This is a genomic window from Pectobacterium peruviense (genome assembly GCF_003312355.2).
GTDB classification, from domain to species: domain Bacteria; phylum Pseudomonadota; class Gammaproteobacteria; order Enterobacterales; family Enterobacteriaceae; genus Pectobacterium; species Pectobacterium peruviense.
The window spans coordinates 2,777,082-2,793,530 of the sequence record NZ_CP161826.1; the positions used below are offsets into that span (position 1 = coordinate 2,777,082).

Consider the following 16,449-nt stretch of genomic DNA (forward strand, 5'->3'; position numbering starts at 1 on the left):
ATGCGCCTATATCAGTTATCGTCTCAATCACTTCAGTTTCCTGACCCGAATCATGCACTGGATGACCCCAACGGCCTGCTGGCCGTTGGCGGCGATCTCTCCGTTGCCAGGCTGAAAGCAGCTTACCGACAAGGTATTTTTCCTTGGTTCTCCCCCGGTGAGCCTATCTTGTGGTGGTCTCCGAATCCGCGTGCGGTTCTGTTTCCCGGTGAACTCCATCTTAGCCGCAGCCTGAAAAAATTTCTGAAGCGCCATACTTTTCATGCCACGCTGAATCAGGCGTTCGATGATGTTATTCACGCCTGCGCGCATGAACACCATGATGGCACCTGGATTACGCCAGACATAATTTCAGCTTATCGCCAGCTTCATCAGGTTGGGAAAGCACATTCCGTCGAAGTGTGGCACAATGGCGCACTGGTTGGTGGGTTATATGGTATTGAACAAGGGCGATTATTTTGTGGTGAGTCAATGTTCAGCCGCATGGATAATGCCTCAAAATACGCACTGCTGGCGTTTCAACAGCATTTTATTCGCCACGGCGGTAATGTGATTGATTGTCAGGTGTTAAACTCTCATACGGCTTCGCTTGGCGTGAGTGAGATTCCACGAGATCATTTTCTGCAACAGCTCTCCCAATGGCAGAATATCGCTGTCGATGAGGGTTGTTGGCTACCACAAAAGCTCGCAGAACCCACTTTTTAATAGAGAAAAATGGGTAAATAACACCCCAAACGTGAACGCTTCTTTACATAATGTCGGTTTTTCGGCATTATCTTGCGGTTAAAAAATAAAGGTAGTTAGACCTAGAGGATTCGATGGCCAAAGAAGACAATATTGAAATGCAAGGCACCGTGCTTGATACGCTGCCCAACACCATGTTCCGCGTTGAATTGGAAAACGGGCACGTGGTTACCGCTCATATCTCCGGTAAAATGCGTAAAAACTATATCCGCATCCTGACGGGTGACAAAGTCACTGTAGAGTTAACCCCGTACGACCTGAGTAAAGGCCGCATTGTCTTCCGCAGCCGTTAACCGGTTAGCTCATCGCTGATACCAGCGGTATATGAGGATGTGACTCCCTCTCCAGCCCTTTCCTTCATGGCAAGGGCTTTGTTTTTTGGAAGGGCTCGTGCACAAGATGTAAAAAAGGGATGCATCAGCATCCCTCTTAGGTAACACACGGTATCGATTAATTAACGCTTTCCGCTTTCCGCTTCTGCGCACTCTGGAAGCCGTACGTCAGCTGTTGCGTCTCTTTATCCAGTTCTACCGTCACAGAGCCACCATCCACCAGCGAACCAAACAGCAGCTCGTTGGCCAGCGGTTTCTTGAGGCTTTCCTGCATCACGCGAGCCATTGGTCGGGCACCCATCGCCTTGTCGTAGCCTTTCTCTGCCAGCCAGTCACGTGCTTCGTCGCTCACTTCTAGCGACACGCCTTTCGCGTCCAACTGTGCCTGGAGTTCAACAATAAACTTATCGACAACCTGCTGAATAACATCGGTAGACAGATGATTGAACCAGATAATGCCATCCAGACGGTTGCGGAACTCCGGCGTAAACACCTTTTTGATCTCTTCCATCGCATCCGTGCTGTTGTCCTGATGGATGATACCGATAGATTTACGCTGTGTTTCCCGCACGCCCGCATTGGTGGTCATGACGACAATGACATTGCGGAAATCCGCTTTACGGCCATTGTTATCCGTCAGCGTACCGTTATCCATCACCTGCAACAGCAGGTTAAAGACGTCCGGATGCGCTTTTTCGATTTCATCCAGCAGCAGCACGGCATGAGGATGCTTGATCACCGCATCCGTCAGCAGGCCGCCCTGATCGTAGCCCACATAGCCTGGAGGTGCACCAATCAAGCGGCTGACGGTATGACGCTCCATGTATTCGGACATATCAAAGCGCAGCAGTTCAATATCCAGCGCTTTTGCCAGCTGCAACGTCACTTCCGTCTTACCAACACCTGTAGGGCCTGCGAACAGGAAGGACCCTACCGGCTTACGCTCCTGACCCAATCCTGCACGGCTCATCTTGATAGATTCAGACAACGCTTCGATAGCCTTGTCTTGCCCAAACACCAGCATTTTCAGGCGATCGCTGAGGTTTTTCAGCACATCACGATCGCTGGCGGAGACGGTTTTTTCTGGAATACGGGCGATGCGGGCGACAACCGATTCGATGTCACTCACGTTGACCGTTTTCTTGCGCTTGCTGACAGGCATCAAACGGCTGCGCGCACCCGCTTCATCGATCACATCGATGGCCTTATCTGGCAAATGACGGTCATTGATATATTTCACTGCCAGCTCTACCGCTGCGCGAACCGCTTTCGACGTATAGCGAACATCATGGTGAGCCTCATACTTCGGCTTCAGGCCATTAATGATTTGTATCGTTTCTTCCACGCTAGGCTCAGTGATATCGATTTTCTGGAAACGACGCGCCAGCGCCCGATCCTTTTCGAATATATTGCTGAATTCCTGATACGTGGTGGAACCAATAACGCGGATCTTGCCGCTGGAAAGCAGCGGTTTAATCAGATTAGCCGCATCAACCTGACCACCGGACGCTGCACCAGCGCCGATAATCGTGTGGATTTCATCAATAAACAGGATGCTGTTTTTATCCTGCTCTAGCTGCTTCAACAGCGCCTTGAAGCGTTTTTCAAAGTCACCGCGGTATTTGGTACCGGCCAGCAACGCGCCGATGTCCAGTGAGTACAGGGTGCACTCCGCCATCACTTCCGGTACATCGCCCTGCACAATACGCCAGGCCAGCCCTTCGGCAATCGCGGTTTTACCGACACCGGACTCACCGACCAGCAGCGGGTTATTTTTACGGCGGCGGCACAACACCTGAATCGTGCGCTCCAGTTCTTTCTCCCGGCCAATGAGCGGGTCAATACCGCCGACGCGAGCCAGTTGATTCAGATTGGTGGTGAAGTTTTCCATACGATCTTCCCCTCCTGCCTGTTCTTCATTGACGGGACTTTCAGCGCTAGGTGCCTGATCGGATTCTTCTTTACGTGTGCCGTGAGAAATAAAGTTCACGACATCCAGACGACTAACGTCATGCTTGCGCAGGAGGTAGGCGGCCTGAGATTCCTGTTCGCTAAAAATCGCGACCAGAACGTTGGCGCCAGACACTTCACTGCGGCCGGAAGACTGCACGTGGAAGACGGCGCGTTGTAGTACGCGCTGGAAGCTGAGCGTCGGCTGAGTTTCTCGCTCATCGTCACTCTGCGGTAATGTTGGTGTGGTCTGTTCAATGAAGGCTTCCAGCTCTTGACGCAGCGCGGCTAAATCTACCGTGCAGGCTTCCAGTGCTTCACGGGCGGCTGGATTACTGAGCAGAGCCAACAGCAGGTGCTCCACGGTCATAAACTCGTGTCGGTGCTCACGCGCTCTGGCGAAAGCCATGTTGAGACTGAGTTCCAGTTCTTGATTGAGCATAGGCACCTCTCCCAATAAATCGCCTGACTTCAGGCTTTTTCCAGCGTACAGAGCAGCGGGTGCTCGTTTTCTCTGGCATAACGATTGACTTGTACGACCTTGGTTTCAGCCACTTCAGCGCTGAATACGCCACAAATTGCTTTACCCTGATAATGCACAGTTAACATAAGCTGTGTGGCACGTTCAATATCATAAGAAAAGAACTTTTGCAGAACGTCAATAACAAATTCCATCGGGGTGTAATCATCGTTATTCAACACCACGTTATACATGGATGGCGGCTGCAATTTTTCTTTCTGTTGATCGGCGGTCAGGCTTTCCGATTGTGACCACGTACTTTTGTTTCCCATTCTCTATCCACATCATGTAACGAATATCGCGACTCGCGACATTGGTCTGTTTATTCCCAATAAATCCGAGCAGCAGGAAATGCGTGCCTGCGACTTGAAAGATGACGGGTATCTCTACATTTACAGTAGCACGTCTACTTTTTATTTTACCACCTGAGGAATGAAATGGTTCCCGGAAAGCAAAATTCAAGGCCTGCATCCGATATCTTGATTACGCAACACGATTGTTGGTTCATCAATAGCGTTATCTGCATCAAACTTTGACAAACTCCCCTTGCCACCACGCGGTGGATCGCTTGACGCCGGGATCGATTTCACTAAAGTGTACGGATGAATTGATGGGGTTTTAATCAATTCGTATTCGTAGTAACCAAATAACCACACCTTACTGAAAAGAATACTCTTGCGAAGGATGTCAATGCATGGAGACAGGTACTGTTAAATGGTTCAATAATGCCAAAGGGTTTGGTTTTATCTGTCCAGAAGGGGGCGGTGACGATATCTTCGCGCACTACTCAACGATTCAAATGGATGGCTACCGGACTCTAAAAGCCGGACAGGTTGTCAGGTTTGATGTTCATCAAGGGCCGAAAGGCAATCATGCCTGCCTGATCGTCCCGCAAATCGTCGAGGCCGTATCCTGACCCCTTCTACACCCTACACTTCTACTCAGAACACACGACGCTAAACAGTAAAAATTAATATAATGCGACAAATGCCGTTCAGCACACTGAACGGCATTTTTATTTATACTCGTCACATTCATCTAATCGGCACATCCGCGAGCGAGCCATAGCACGCGAGAGAACATGCTGCGAATGAGTGGCGGGATCGCATCACTGCCCAGCGCCGCGGCCTCCATCGCCACTTCTATCGCCAGGTCGGGTTTTGATGAACGATGGATAGCCCTGATGATGACTTTATGCATCGATAGCGGCACTTTCTCCGGCAATTGTGCGATACGGTGATAAACCTGACTGAACCCCTCACGATACATGTAGTGCTCCATGTCCGATGCGGGCAACACCGTCAGATGATCTCGCTCACTTTCATCCTGTACCGTTAATTGACTCTTCGCCGTCGCGGCATATTTTTTTCCTGCGTCGTCACCATCAACCAACACATGCCATTCAATCCCCATACGCCGCGCGAACTTCAATAAAGGCCGGAGACCCGACTGGGCAAATTCAATCACTTTTACCCCTTCCGCCTCAAAATGATGGCCGCATTGACGCGCGAGTTCATTCAACATCCAGACTTCGGTTTCCCCTTCCACCAGCAGCCAACAGCGAGCAAAGAGAGAAGCGGGTCGATTCAGACGAATATGAAACGCAATACGCCGACTATCTTCCGCATTCATGCCCTGACGACCAATGCGATACGTCGCAACCCGTGAGGATTCCCGAACCAGACGACACACCTGCTCCATCGGCACCAGCGACAGCAGCTCTCCCGAATTGGTTGTCGTGACTTTCTGGAGTGGCAGTTGCGTCAGGAGTCCCCAGGCAACAGACAGCATAATCGGGTGCAGCCGGGTTTCTGGGTCTTCAATCAGCAAGAGCGGACGAGCGTGGGGATCCAACGCTACAGACCCTTTCGCCTGTAACAGCGTGGAAAACAGCTCTAGCAGGATAATTCGGCGACTGCGGCTGTTTGGGTCGGCAATCAGGCGGTTAATGTTGTCCAGCGATCGCCACGATTTACCGTTGTGGGTTCGCGCATGACGATGATGACGTCGGTCATTACCCGTAGCGTTCTGTTCGGAAAAATAGTGCTCCAGCAGTTGCCGCATCGCCACCAAGCCCTGACGCAGCTCTTTGTCCGTCAGCTTCTGCGGATTTTGCACCAATTCACGCATCAACTGCTCAAACTGCTGAGCCAGCTTTTCATTGCTGTTATCTAACGTCGCCGCCAGCGTCCCGGAGCGCAGGCGCCGCATAAAGCGCGCATCGCGCAGCCGCAACACTGGATGCAAGCGGATGATTTCTCTGGCCAGTTCGTCAATATCATCTAGCGGTATCGGATGCCCATCGGCGTCCAGAAAGCTGCGCCAGGTGAAGACTGACTGGCTTTCGTCCACTTCACCTTCTAGCCGATAAAAAACGCGGTATAGCGACTCGTTTCCCTCCACCCAAACGGGGCTAAGCGAACGATACCGAGAAGACAAATGGTGACCGGGTGCCGTCTCGCAAAAAGTGAAAATAATCTGAAGGTGCTTTTCCCGACTGTTTTCATCCCCCGGAGTGAAGTGAAAATCTTGCATATCAAAGTGATAAAGCGGCAACGTCGGTGCCAGCAGCAGCGAAAGTGCGTCCAGCAGGCTCGATTTACCCCAGGCGTTCTCCCCAATCAGCACGTTATTCTCGTCCAGTAGCAACGACAGACGATTGATTCCCCGAAACCCCAGGATTTCAATACTTTCCAGATGCATTCTTCTCTCCTGTAGCGGCTGCCTGCGGGTTTCTGCTGACAAGATCCCCACCGAGTAGAATATCCTGCCAGACAGCGCTTTACTCGTTCCGATAATTTGTTTAATTTTAATAGATTATCGTTTTTCTTCCCGCCAAGTGTAGCCGATGAATCCCGCGATGTTGTTAACGCACGGTTTGTGTTTCCGCCGTGTCACGCCTATCGAGGTAGAAATGAAGAAGAAAAACCTCATTGTTTGACTACGACCACCCCTGCCAATCCTAAAATACGGGTTAGCGCCGTTTTTCTCGCGTAAGGACATCAATTCTGTGATGTATTCAGGATTATTAATTATTTTATTACCGCTCATCATTGGCTATCTGGTACCACTGCGCGCCAAAAAAGCATTACAGCTGATTAACCAACTACTGAGTTGGATGGTGTACGTTATTCTGTTTTTGATGGGGATGAGTCTGGCCTTTCTGGAAGATCTCAGCAGCAATTTGTTACTGATCTTTCGCTACACCGCCGTTTTTGCATTCTGCATTGTCGCGGCAAACGGTATTGCGCTGTGGCTATGGGAAAAACGCAGCGTGTGGCACAGCAAGTTTAAAGAGGCTGCACCGCCTTCCCGACTGCGTATGATCGTTGAATCGTTCAAACTCTGCGGCGTAGTATTCGGAGGTTTTTCGCTCGGCTTAACGCAATGGTCGGGGTTCACTTACGCCAGCAAAGGCAGTGAATATGCCCTGATCTTTCTGTTATTTCTGGTGGGCGTTCAACTGCGTAACAGCGGGATGACGCTGCGCCAGATCGTATTAAACCGTCGCGGTCTGATTATTGCGCTTATCGTGGGTATTAGCGCACTCGGTGGCGGCCTACTCGCCGCATGGATTCTGGGTCTGCCGCTGAAAACCGGTCTGGCGATGGCATCCGGCTATGGGTGGTATTCACTGTCAGGCATTCTGCTGACCGACGCCCTCGGCCCTGTCATCGGCAGTACCGCATTTTTCAACGATCTGACTCGCGAGTTGCTGGCGATTATGCTGATTCCTGCGCTGGCACAGCGCAATCGCTCGTGCGCATTAGGCCTCTGCGGCGCAACGTCGATGGATTTCACGCTACCTGTTTTACAACGCAGCGCGGGTGTCGATATCGTACCCGCTGCCATCGTACATGGTTTCTTATTAAGCCTCGCGGCGCCAATATTGATGGCATTCTTTACCTCCTAAGAACGCTAGCCTCATCGTTTTCTTCCTCGTTTATGGGCTGTGATTGAGAGTGATTTTCATTGCCCATCGCCAAACTTGCGCTAAATCAAATTTACCTAAAGTTGCATTAAAAAAGCCTTTTTACCTGCCTCGGCTGACACTATGCTTTAAACAAGCATTTAAAATGCAACTTAAAAAAGGAAGTCATTATGTTTTGTGTGCAATGTGAACAAACGATTCGTACCCCTGTTGGAAACGGCTGCTCTTACGCGCAGGGCATGTGCGGCAAAACCGCAGAAACCTCCGATCTGCAAGACCTACTGGTGGCTGTGCTACAAGGGCTTTCTGCCTGGGCGCTGAAAGCACGCGAGCTGGATATTATCGATCACGATGTCGATAGCTTTGCGCCACGCGCCTTCTTCTCTACGCTGACCAACGTTAACTTCGATTCCCAACGTATTATTGGCTACGCGCAGGAAGCTATCACACTGCGTGAGTCGCTGGCAGTTCGCTGCCGCCTGCACGATGCCACGACGACAGTAGATCACCCGATGGCCGCGCTGCAACTGGCTGGCAACGATATTCCGACCTTGCTGCAACAGGCAGAGGATTTTGCACTGGACAGCGATAAAGCCATTATCGGTGATGACGTTCACGGTTTGCGTATGCTCAACCTCTACGGCCTGAAAGGTGCGGCGGCCTACATGGAACACGCCCACGTTCTCGGTCAATATGACAACGCACTCTATGCTGAATACCATGCTTTCATGGCGTGGTTGGGCACACAGCCAGCCGATGTCGATACCTTGCTGAACAACGCGATGGGCATCGGTAAAATGAACTTCAACGTCATGGCAATCCTCGACCATGGCGAAACTGATGCTTACGGTCACCCACAGCCAACCTCCGTTAACGTGCGCCCTATTGCCGGTAAAGCCATTTTGATTTCTGGTCATGACCTGAAAGACCTGCGCATGCTGCTGGAGCAAACCGACGGCACCGGCGTGAATATTTATACGCACGGCGAGATGCTGCCTGCACACGGTTACCCAGAGCTGAAAAAATTCAAACATCTGGCAGGTAACTACGGCAGCGGTTGGCAGAATCAACAGACTGAGTTTGCCAAATTCCCTGGCGCGATCGTCATGACGTCTAACTGCATTATTGACCCAAACGTAGGCAACTACGGCGATCGCATCTGGACGCGTAGCATCGTCGGCTGGCCGGGCGTGAACCATCTGGAAGGCGACGATTTCAGCCCGGTTATCGAACAGGCACAAGGTCTGGCTGGTTTCCCATACAGCGAAATCGAACACATGATCACCGTCGGCTTTGGTCGTGAAACGCTGCTGAGCGCCGCCGATACCGTCATCGACCTGGTTGCACAGAAAAAACTGCGCCACGTCTTCCTCGTTGGCGGATGTGACGGCAGCCGTGAAGAACGTAGCTACTTCACTGACTTCACGCTGAGCGTCCCACAAGACTGTCTGATCATGACGCTGGCATGCGGTAAATACCGCTTCAACAAACTGGACTTCGGTACGCTGGAAGGTCTTCCACGTCTGCTAGATGTCGGCCAATGTAACGATGCCTACGCAGCCATTATTCTGGCCGTCAAACTGGCAGAGAAACTGGGCTGTGGCGTCAACGACCTGCCGCTGAGTCTGGTACTGTCGTGGTTTGAGCAGAAAGCGATTGTCATCCTGCTGACCCTGCTGTCCCTCGGCGTGAAGAACATCTACACCGGACCAACTGCACCGGGCTTCCTGACGGACAACCTGCTTGCCATTCTGAACGACAAATTCGGTATGCGGGCGATTACCACCGTTGAACAGGACATGAACACCATTCTGGCCGCTTGATGAATCAACGCGGACGGAGGAGCGCGTTCCTCGTCACGCAGCGTGAAGTGTCGGCATTGATGCTTCACGCTAAGCCTATCGTTTCATGGGCCGCTATTTTTACACGCTTCACCGTATCCGTTTGTTATGGAGATTGACTATGACGATGCCAGTACCACACGCTGGGCCGACACCGCTTTGTTCTAACCGCATGCAGGTGCACTCGATTACCCAGGAAACGCCGGATGTCTGGACGATATCACTGGTTAATCATGACTTTTATCCGTATCAGCCGGGTCAGTATGCGCTCGTCAGCATTGCTAACAGCGAGGAGACGCTACGGGCTTATACCATCTCTTCTTCGCCGGGCCTCAGCCGCTTCATTACCTTGACAGTAAGAAGGCTGGACGACGGCGTCGGTTCCCGCTGGCTGACTCAAACGCTGAAGGTCGGTGATTATCTCTGGCTGTCCGATACACAGGGCGAATTTACCTGCGCCAACGCGATCAGCGATCGTTACTTGATGGCAGCAGCAGGCTGCGGCGTCACGCCGATTATGTCGATGTGCCGCTGGCTTCTGGCGAATAAACCGCAAACCGATATCCACGTCATTTTCAACGTACGCAATCCACAGCAGGTGATTTTCGCCAACGAATGGCAAGATCTGGTGCAACGCTACCCGCAGCAATTACATCTGACGCTGATGGCGGAGTTTGACGCCGTGCCCGGTTTCCTCGCCGGACGCATCAGCGGCGATCTGCTCGTCGAACGCGTGCCGGATATCACCAACCGCACCGTGATGACCTGTGGCCCTGCGCCATACATGAACCAGATTGAAACGCTGAGTCAGCAGCTTGGCGTGGCGTCAAATCGCATATTTAAAGAGCAGTTCCGCCCGACTGATGAAGTCGTGGATGAAGACGCCGATCAGATCACGCTGACCATCAGCCGTCCGCTGAAGAATCTACGTGTGCCGGTGGGTATCAGCCTACTGGCTGCACTGGAGGCCAATAAGGTGCAGGTTCTCGCCGCCTGTCGCGCGGGTGTGTGCGGGAGTTGCAAAACTCGCGTGTTGTCCGGTAAATACACCACTACCAGCACCATGACACTGACGCCTGCCGAGATCGAGCAAGGCTATGTTCTGGCCTGTAGCTGCCAGCTACAAGGCAACACCGTTCTGGCCTGATATTCTCCCCCGCTTTACCCCCTTCTGCTCGGTAGCACAGCTATCGGGCAGGTAGGCCATGTTAAATTACGCCTTGTTATCGCACACTTTTCCTCACTTTCTTTCTTTTCCCCGTTATAGTAAGCCATGGTTATATTTTGCTGTGGAGCCGCTGACGCATGACATCCCCCTTAGCCCCGATCCTAATTCTGGGCGCAACTGGCTACATTGGCCGCCATTTAACCGAACGCTTGAGCAAGCAGGGCAACCGGGTGATTGCTGCTGGTCGAAATACTGAGTCCCTCGCGTCGAGGGACTGGCCGGGCGTTGACTGCCAGCAGGTTGACCTCACCAAACCAGAAAGCCTACCTGGTGGCCTGTGGGGGGCGGAAACGCTCTATTATCTGGTGCACAGCATGGGCGACGGTGCGGATTTCGTCGCCAGAGAGCGCATGGCTGCCATGAATCTTCTGCTAGCGCTGGCCTCTAGCAGCGTAAAACAGATTATCTATCTGGGATCGCTTCAGGCGAAGGATGACACCTCGCCGCATATGCTGGCGCGCCAGATCACCGGTGATGTCTTACGTAGTAGTGGTATTCCCGTCACAGAGCTGCGTGCAGGTATTATTATCGGTACCGGATCGGCAGCGTTCGAGATCATGCGCGATATGGTCTATAACCTGCCGATATTAACGCCGCCACGCTGGGTGCGCTCTAAATCGTCGCCTATTGCGCTGGAAAACCTGCTGGTTTATCTGATCGACATTGCGCATTACCCCGCGACAGAAAATCGCATCATGGATGCCGCAGGCCCCGAATACATCAGCTACCAGACGATGTTCGAGCGCTTCATTCAAATCAGCGGCAAGCGCAGATTGCTAATTCCAGTTCCCATGCCGACGCATCTAGTGTCTGTCTGGTTCTTGCATCTGGTGACATCGGTGCCCCCTTCCATCGCCCGCGCTCTGATTCAGGGGTTAAAGCACGATTTACAGGCCGATGGACGCGAACTACAGGCATTGATTCCACAAAAGCTGATGAGCTTTGATGATGCTGTGCGCCTCACGCTGCAAAGCGAAATGGAGAGCGTACAGCAGGCTGACTGGGGAGATGATACCGAGGTACGTGCACGCTGGAAGCCGAATTACGGTTTTTATCCCAAACAGGCGGGTCACACGCTTGAGACATCAGCCTCCAACCAAGCACTCTGGCAGGTTATCCAGCAGGTTGGTGGCAAAGAAGGCTATTTTTACGCCAATACGCTATGGAAAATCCGTGCCCGACTGGACGATCTTTGCGGCAACGGTGTGACTTATGGACGCCCCGAACGCCCGACGCTGGAAGTCGGCGACAAGATTGACGGCTGGAAGGTCATTTCTATCAAGCCACAGCGTCAGCTGGTGCTGCTATTCGGCATGAAAGCACCCGGGCTGGGTAAACTCAATTTTACTATCACAGACAAAGGCACTCACCGCACCATCGATGTTCGCGCCCGCTGGCACCCTTCAGGGTTTAACGGACTCGTCTACTGGTTTTTGATGATGCCCGCCCACCTGTTTATCTTCCGTGGCATGGCGGCACGTACTGCGAAACTGGCGGAGAAGAACGCAGTTTAGCGGCTGCCGTATTTTTCCAGCAGCGCATCAACGATCGCTTCACTCTGCGCATCTGGCTGACCTTGGTAGTTATCAGATCGGAAATGCATCTGGAAAGCGGCAATCACCTGCCGCTTTTCGCGTGCCGTCATCGTTTCCGGCACCGAATAGCCATAACGCGCCAGCTTTTCTAGCAGAACCGCTTCATCAACGGGCTGTAGCGGCGGACGCCCATTCAAATAGAACGTCACCCGATGCGCATCCGGCCAGGCACCAATGCCCGCTTGTGCCAACGCCTGCCAGGGGAAAAGCGGCCCAGGGTCTTGTTTCCGCTGTGGAGCAATATCACTGTGCGCCACCACATTCTGCGGTGCAATCTGATAACGTTCGACAATATCATGAGCGATTGCGGTCACGAGCTGAATCTGTGCAGCGGTGAACGGCTCCCACGTATAGCCCGTTAGCGTACGCTGATAACCTGCATTTTCGATCTCAATACCAATCGAGGAATTATTCAGTCGACTAAATCCGCGCCAGCTACTCGCTCCCGCATGCCATGCGGCCTGAGATTCAGGCACCAGTTGCCAGGCAAGCGGCTTGCCGTGCTGCAACGGCGGATGTGCCGGAATAAGGTAATGGGCGCTGACGTGATCGTCCGTCAAGATATTCAGCGAGGTGGCAAAATCTTCCGCCGTGTAGTGAATCACCAAAAAACGAATACGGGACTCCTGCGCCCGAGACTGCAATGCAGTCTCAAGCACATAATTATTCTGTTCCTGCAACGAGGGAGAAGCCTGACAACCCGCCAACAGCCCCAACGCTATGCAGACCATCCATTTCAACATCGTTATTCCACTGTTATGTGCCTTTTTCGCCATATCGCTTGACCCTCTATAGAGGCAACTCTCCTTACTAGCGGCGAACCTTCACTGCGGTGCCACTGACGGTCACCATCAGCATGCTGCCATCCTTCCCGACGGTTTCATAATCAAGATCAATGCCTACAATCGCATTCGCACCTAAATCATCAGCTTGTTCTTGCAGCTCTTTGAATGCAATCTGCCGTGCCTTACGCAACTCTTTCTCATAGGCACCGGAACGGCCGCCGACCACATCGCGGATACTGGCGAAAAAGTCACGGAAGATGTTCGCGCCCAGGATAGCTTCGCCGGTCACGACGCCACAATATTCAGTAATGGTGAAGCCTTCCAGATTGGGCGTGGTGGATAATTGCATTCGTTTCTCCTAAAGCAGGCCTCAAGCCGTAAACCACTATTTTGTGCTATTATTTAACCAATAAATCGCTTATTGGCAAATTTTAACCCACGGTGATTGCATAACTATTCTGCCAACGTTAACATTCGCCGCATCAATGTCTATTCAATTATTACGCATGAGTATTCAACTAAACGGCATTAACTGTTTCTACGGCACATACCAGGCGCTATTTGATATCACCCTTGATTGTCCTGCGGGTGAAACGCTGGTGCTTCTTGGTCCTAGCGGGGCAGGAAAGAGTTCGCTGATACGCGTTCTCAACCTGCTCGAAATGCCGCGCTCAGGCACACTTTCCATCGCTGGTAATCAGTTTGATTTTCAGCGCACGCCATCCGACAACGCGATACGTGAACTGCGTCAGAACGTTGGGATGGTCTTCCAGCAATATAATTTATGGCCGCATCTGACCGTGGTGCAAAACCTTATAGAAGCGCCCTGCCGCGTGCTGGGGCTGAGTAAGGAAGAAGCGAAAGCGCGTGCAGACAAGCTGCTGACTCGCCTGCGTCTCAATGATTTTTCCGATCGCTTTCCTCTCCATCTTTCTGGTGGGCAGCAGCAGCGCGTGGCGATTGCTCGTGCGCTGATGATGGAACCTCAGGTCTTGCTGTTTGATGAACCGACTGCCGCATTAGATCCAGAGATTACCGCTCAGGTCGTCAACATCATCCGTGAATTGGCGCAAACTGGCATTACGCAGGTGATCGTAACCCACGAAGTCGAGTTCGCCCGTAAAACGGCCAGCCGAGTGGTTTATATGGAAAACGGCCGCATCGTTGAACAAGGAGATGCGACGCACTTTGCTCAGCCGCAAACGCCTGAGTTCGCTGGTTATTTATCACATTGATTACTATCAGGAAAATGACAATGAAAAAATTGATTGTTGCAGCCTTATTCGCTGTGGGTGCCGCCTCTGCTAACGCCGCGGATACCATCCGTTTCGCGACAGAAGCCTCCTATCCTCCGTTTGAATTTGTTGATGCCAATAACCAGATTCAGGGCTTTGATATCGATCTGGCTAACGCATTGTGCAAAGAAATGCAGGCAAACTGCACGTTCAGCAATCAGGCTTTCGACAGTCTGATCCCTGGTCTGAAATTCCGTCGTTTTGAAGCCGTCATCGCGGGAATGGATATTACCCCAGAGCGTCAGCAGCAGGTGTCATTCTCCCAGCCTTACTATGATAACGCTGCCTTGTTTATCGCCCAGAAAGGCAAGGTCGCCGATGTCGCTGCACTGAAAGGCAAACGTGTAGGGATGCAGAATGGTAGTACCCACCAGAAATACCTGCTGGAAAAACATCCTGAAATTACCGCCGTACCTTACGACAGCTACCAGAATGCGGTGCTGGACCTGAAAAGTGGCCGTCTGGATGCCGTATTCGGTGACACTGCCGTGGTTAACGAATGGCTGAAGCAAAACGATACGCTGTCCTCCGTTGGTGAAAGCGTGACGGATAAAGGTTACTTCGGTGTCGGTCTAGGCATCGCGATACGCCAGAATAACGATGAGCTGTTGAAAAAATTCAACGATGCGCTCAGCAAAATCAAGCAGGATGGTACTTACGAGACCATCTACAAAAAATGGTTCCAGCAGTAATCTGACGCTCAATGATTGAATTTCAACCTCTTGCAAGCGCCGCCGGGATGACCGTCGGCCTTGCCGTTTGTGCACTGGTGCTCGGCCTCGCGCTGGCGATGCTGTTTGCCGTTTGGGAAACCGTTCGCTGGAAAGCCGTTAGCTGGACAGGTACAGCGGTAGTCACACTCTTGCGCGGTCTGCCAGAAATTCTGGTGGTGCTGTTTATCTATTTCGGATCCTCCCAACTGCTGATGATGCTGGCGGATGGCTTTACTCTGAATCTTTTCATTGTGCAGATTCCGGTAAAGCTGGATATCGGCATGTTTGAAATTAGCCCCTTCCTGTGTGGCGTGATTGCGCTGGCGCTGCTGTATGCGGCCTACGCATCCCAAACGCTGCGCGGCGCGTTGAAAGCCGTACCGCAAGGACAATGGGAATCAGGACAAGCGTTGGGGCTCAGCAAATCTGCGATCTTTTTCCGTTTGATTATGCCGCAGATGTGGCGTCACGCCCTGCCGGGGTTAGGTAATCAGTGGCTGGTATTACTGAAAGATACCGCGCTGGTTTCCCTAATTAGCGTTAACGATTTGATGCTGCAAACCAAAAGCATTGCTACACGGACGCAGGAGCCCTTTACCTGGTATGTCGTCGCAGCAGCAATCTATTTGGTTATCACGCTATTAAGTCAGTATGTGCTGAAACGCATTGATCTGCACACCACGCGTTTTGAGCGGAGACCTTCCTGATGCTCGCTTATTTACCTGAGCTATTAAAAGGTCTGCATACCAGTCTGACATTAACCGCCGTCTCGATTGTCGTGGCGCTGGTGCTGTCACTGCTGCTGACTGTTGTGCTGACGCTAAAAACGCCCGTCGTATCACTGTTGGCGAAAGGCTACATTACGCTGTTTACCGGTACGCCGCTGCTGGTGCAAATCTTCCTGATTTACTACGGCCCCGGGCAATTTACTTCTATCCAGCAAATCCCCTGGCTGTGGAGCCTGCTGTCACAACCGTGGCTATGTGCGATGGTAGCGCTGGCACTCAATAGCGCGGCTTATACCACACAGCTTTTCTACGGTGCAGTAAAAGCCATTCCTGCTGGACAGTGGCAATCCTGCGCGGCGCTGGGAATGAATCAGAAGCAGACATTACGCATTTTGCTGCCGTTCGCGTTTAAACGTGCGCTGTCTTCTTATTCAAACGAAGTAGTGCTGGTATTTAAGAGCACGTCGCTGGCTTATACCATCACGCTGATGGAAGTCATGGGTTACAGTCAGCTGATGTACGGCCGGACATATGATGTGATGGTGTTTGGTGCAGCCGGAATTATCTATCTGTGCGTCAATGGGTTACTGACATTATTGATGCGCTGGGTTGAACGTCGCTCACTGGTATTCGAACGCCGTAACTGATCTTTAACGCACTTATCCGTTTAGAAAGCAGGCTTTGATAGCCTGCTTTTTTATGGCGTGCCATCCCTGACCGCCCCCCTTACGGAAATTTTTCATTGCCTGCTGATGTAAAAACATGCAACAAATCGATTTATTAATCA

The 16,449-nt window shown here is 51.9% G+C and carries 16 protein-coding genes; 11 read left to right on the forward strand and 5 right to left on the reverse strand.

The features are described from left to right. Both aat and infA read left to right on the forward strand, forming a co-directional pair. Nucleotides 1-705: a leucyl/phenylalanyl-tRNA--protein transferase gene (aat, locus tag DUT67_RS12540; RefSeq protein ID WP_113625779.1), complete on the forward strand. Its 705-nt coding sequence runs from the start codon at nucleotides 1-3 to the stop codon at nucleotides 703-705. A gap of 113 nt (nucleotides 706-818) precedes the next feature. After that, a complete protein-coding gene (gene infA / locus DUT67_RS12545; protein ID WP_002211347.1) occupies nucleotides 819-1,037 on the forward strand; it encodes a translation initiation factor IF-1 in 219 nt (72 codons plus the stop codon). A 157-nt stretch (nucleotides 1,038-1,194) separates the two neighbouring features. Here infA and clpA read toward each other — a convergent pair whose 3' ends face one another. After that, nucleotides 1,195-3,468, reverse strand: a complete 2,274-nt coding sequence (gene clpA, locus DUT67_RS12550; RefSeq protein WP_048260637.1) for an ATP-dependent Clp protease ATP-binding subunit ClpA — start codon at nucleotides 3,466-3,468, stop codon at nucleotides 1,195-1,197. Between the two features lie 29 nt (nucleotides 3,469-3,497). Further along, on the reverse strand, nucleotides 3,498-3,818 hold the full coding sequence (gene clpS / locus DUT67_RS12555; RefSeq protein ID WP_048260639.1) for an ATP-dependent Clp protease adapter ClpS: 321 nt from the start codon (nucleotides 3,816-3,818) through the stop codon (nucleotides 3,498-3,500). Between the two features lie 422 nt (nucleotides 3,819-4,240). Between clpS and cspD the strand changes: the two genes are divergently transcribed. Continuing rightward, nucleotides 4,241-4,462 carry a cold shock-like protein CspD gene (gene cspD, locus DUT67_RS12560; RefSeq protein WP_039300708.1) on the forward strand — a complete coding sequence of 74 codons (222 nt, stop codon included), beginning with the start codon at nucleotides 4,241-4,243 and terminating at the stop codon, nucleotides 4,460-4,462. Between the two features lie 122 nt (nucleotides 4,463-4,584). Here the strand turns inward: cspD and DUT67_RS12565 are convergent, their stop codons facing one another. Next, nucleotides 4,585-6,249, reverse strand: coding sequence for an ATP-dependent endonuclease (locus tag DUT67_RS12565; protein WP_113631880.1), 1,665 nt, complete (start codon nucleotides 6,247-6,249; stop codon nucleotides 4,585-4,587). Between the two features lie 310 nt (nucleotides 6,250-6,559). Here DUT67_RS12565 and DUT67_RS12570 point away from each other — a divergent pair, with 310 nt between their 5' ends. From DUT67_RS12570 to DUT67_RS12585, 4 genes are all read left to right on the forward strand, one after another. Further along, nucleotides 6,560-7,459: a lysine exporter LysO family protein gene (locus tag DUT67_RS12570; RefSeq protein ID WP_113631879.1), complete on the forward strand. Its 900-nt coding sequence runs from the start codon at nucleotides 6,560-6,562 to the stop codon at nucleotides 7,457-7,459. 188 nt (nucleotides 7,460-7,647) lie between these two features. Next, entirely contained in the window at nucleotides 7,648-9,300 is a 1,653-nt protein-coding gene (hcp, locus tag DUT67_RS12575; RefSeq protein ID WP_048260645.1) for a hydroxylamine reductase, read from the forward strand. A gap of 139 nt (nucleotides 9,301-9,439) precedes the next feature. After that, on the forward strand, nucleotides 9,440-10,465 hold the full coding sequence (gene hcr / locus DUT67_RS12580; RefSeq protein ID WP_048260647.1) for an NADH oxidoreductase: 1,026 nt from the start codon (nucleotides 9,440-9,442) through the stop codon (nucleotides 10,463-10,465). A gap of 158 nt (nucleotides 10,466-10,623) precedes the next feature. After that, complete coding sequence (locus DUT67_RS12585; protein WP_048260650.1) at nucleotides 10,624-12,060, forward strand: DUF2867 domain-containing protein; 1,437 nt, start codon at nucleotides 10,624-10,626, stop codon at nucleotides 12,058-12,060. Here the strand turns inward: DUT67_RS12585 and DUT67_RS12590 are convergent. Continuing rightward, nucleotides 12,057-12,884: an N-acetylmuramoyl-L-alanine amidase gene (locus tag DUT67_RS12590; RefSeq protein WP_048261129.1), complete on the reverse strand. Its 828-nt coding sequence runs from the start codon at nucleotides 12,882-12,884 to the stop codon at nucleotides 12,057-12,059. The two genes, DUT67_RS12585 and DUT67_RS12590, sit on opposite strands and share 4 nt — an antisense overlap. 67 nt (nucleotides 12,885-12,951) lie before the next feature. Next, complete coding sequence (locus DUT67_RS12595) at nucleotides 12,952-13,275, reverse strand: heavy metal-binding domain-containing protein (protein ID WP_048260651.1); 324 nt, start codon at nucleotides 13,273-13,275, stop codon at nucleotides 12,952-12,954. Between the two features lie 157 nt (nucleotides 13,276-13,432). On the opposite strand from DUT67_RS12595, the gene artP reads away from it, so the two are divergent. Genes artP through artM form a run of 4 tightly spaced genes read left to right on the forward strand, consistent with a single transcriptional unit; the run spans nucleotide 13,433 to nucleotide 16,309 of the window. Further along, nucleotides 13,433-14,161 carry an arginine ABC transporter ATP-binding protein ArtP gene (gene artP / locus DUT67_RS12600; RefSeq protein ID WP_167389290.1) on the forward strand — a complete coding sequence of 243 codons (729 nt, stop codon included), beginning with the start codon at nucleotides 13,433-13,435 and terminating at the stop codon, nucleotides 14,159-14,161. A gap of 20 nt (nucleotides 14,162-14,181) precedes the next feature. Continuing rightward, nucleotides 14,182-14,913, forward strand: a complete 732-nt coding sequence (gene artJ / locus DUT67_RS12605; RefSeq protein WP_113631878.1) for an arginine ABC transporter substrate-binding protein — start codon at nucleotides 14,182-14,184, stop codon at nucleotides 14,911-14,913. Between the two features lie 11 nt (nucleotides 14,914-14,924). Further along, a complete protein-coding gene (artQ, locus tag DUT67_RS12610) occupies nucleotides 14,925-15,641 on the forward strand; it encodes an arginine ABC transporter permease ArtQ (protein ID WP_048260654.1) in 717 nt (238 codons plus the stop codon). Continuing rightward, complete coding sequence (gene artM, locus DUT67_RS12615; protein ID WP_048260655.1) at nucleotides 15,641-16,309, forward strand: arginine ABC transporter permease ArtM; 669 nt, start codon at nucleotides 15,641-15,643, stop codon at nucleotides 16,307-16,309. Before artQ ends, artM begins: the two co-directional genes overlap by 1 nt. Nucleotides 16,310-16,449 lie beyond the last annotated feature (140 nt).

Excerpts from the sequence above, each read along its gene's own strand:
- aat (WP_113625779.1), top strand. The coding sequence starts at position 1 with ATGCGCCTATATCAGTTATCGTCTCAATCACTTCAGTTTCCTGACCCG.
- infA (WP_002211347.1), top strand. The coding sequence starts at position 819 with ATGGCCAAAGAAGACAATATTGAAATGCAAGGCACCGTGCTTGATACG.
- clpA (WP_048260637.1), bottom strand. The coding sequence starts at position 3,468 with ATGCTCAATCAAGAACTGGAACTCAGTCTCAACATGGCTTTCGCCAGA.
- clpS (WP_048260639.1), bottom strand. The coding sequence starts at position 3,818 with ATGGGAAACAAAAGTACGTGGTCACAATCGGAAAGCCTGACCGCCGAT.
- cspD (WP_039300708.1), top strand. The coding sequence starts at position 4,241 with ATGGAGACAGGTACTGTTAAATGGTTCAATAATGCCAAAGGGTTTGGT.
- DUT67_RS12565 (WP_113631880.1), bottom strand. The coding sequence starts at position 6,249 with ATGCATCTGGAAAGTATTGAAATCCTGGGGTTTCGGGGAATCAATCGT.
- DUT67_RS12570 (WP_113631879.1), top strand. The coding sequence starts at position 6,560 with ATGTATTCAGGATTATTAATTATTTTATTACCGCTCATCATTGGCTAT.
- hcp (WP_048260645.1), top strand. The coding sequence starts at position 7,648 with ATGTTTTGTGTGCAATGTGAACAAACGATTCGTACCCCTGTTGGAAAC.
- hcr (WP_048260647.1), top strand. The coding sequence starts at position 9,440 with ATGACGATGCCAGTACCACACGCTGGGCCGACACCGCTTTGTTCTAAC.
- DUT67_RS12585 (WP_048260650.1), top strand. The coding sequence starts at position 10,624 with ATGACATCCCCCTTAGCCCCGATCCTAATTCTGGGCGCAACTGGCTAC.
- DUT67_RS12590 (WP_048261129.1), bottom strand. The coding sequence starts at position 12,884 with ATGTTGAAATGGATGGTCTGCATAGCGTTGGGGCTGTTGGCGGGTTGT.
- DUT67_RS12595 (WP_048260651.1), bottom strand. The coding sequence starts at position 13,275 with ATGCAATTATCCACCACGCCCAATCTGGAAGGCTTCACCATTACTGAA.
- artP (WP_167389290.1), top strand. The coding sequence starts at position 13,433 with ATGAGTATTCAACTAAACGGCATTAACTGTTTCTACGGCACATACCAG.
- artJ (WP_113631878.1), top strand. The coding sequence starts at position 14,182 with ATGAAAAAATTGATTGTTGCAGCCTTATTCGCTGTGGGTGCCGCCTCT.
- artQ (WP_048260654.1), top strand. The coding sequence starts at position 14,925 with ATGATTGAATTTCAACCTCTTGCAAGCGCCGCCGGGATGACCGTCGGC.
- artM (WP_048260655.1), top strand. The coding sequence starts at position 15,641 with ATGCTCGCTTATTTACCTGAGCTATTAAAAGGTCTGCATACCAGTCTG.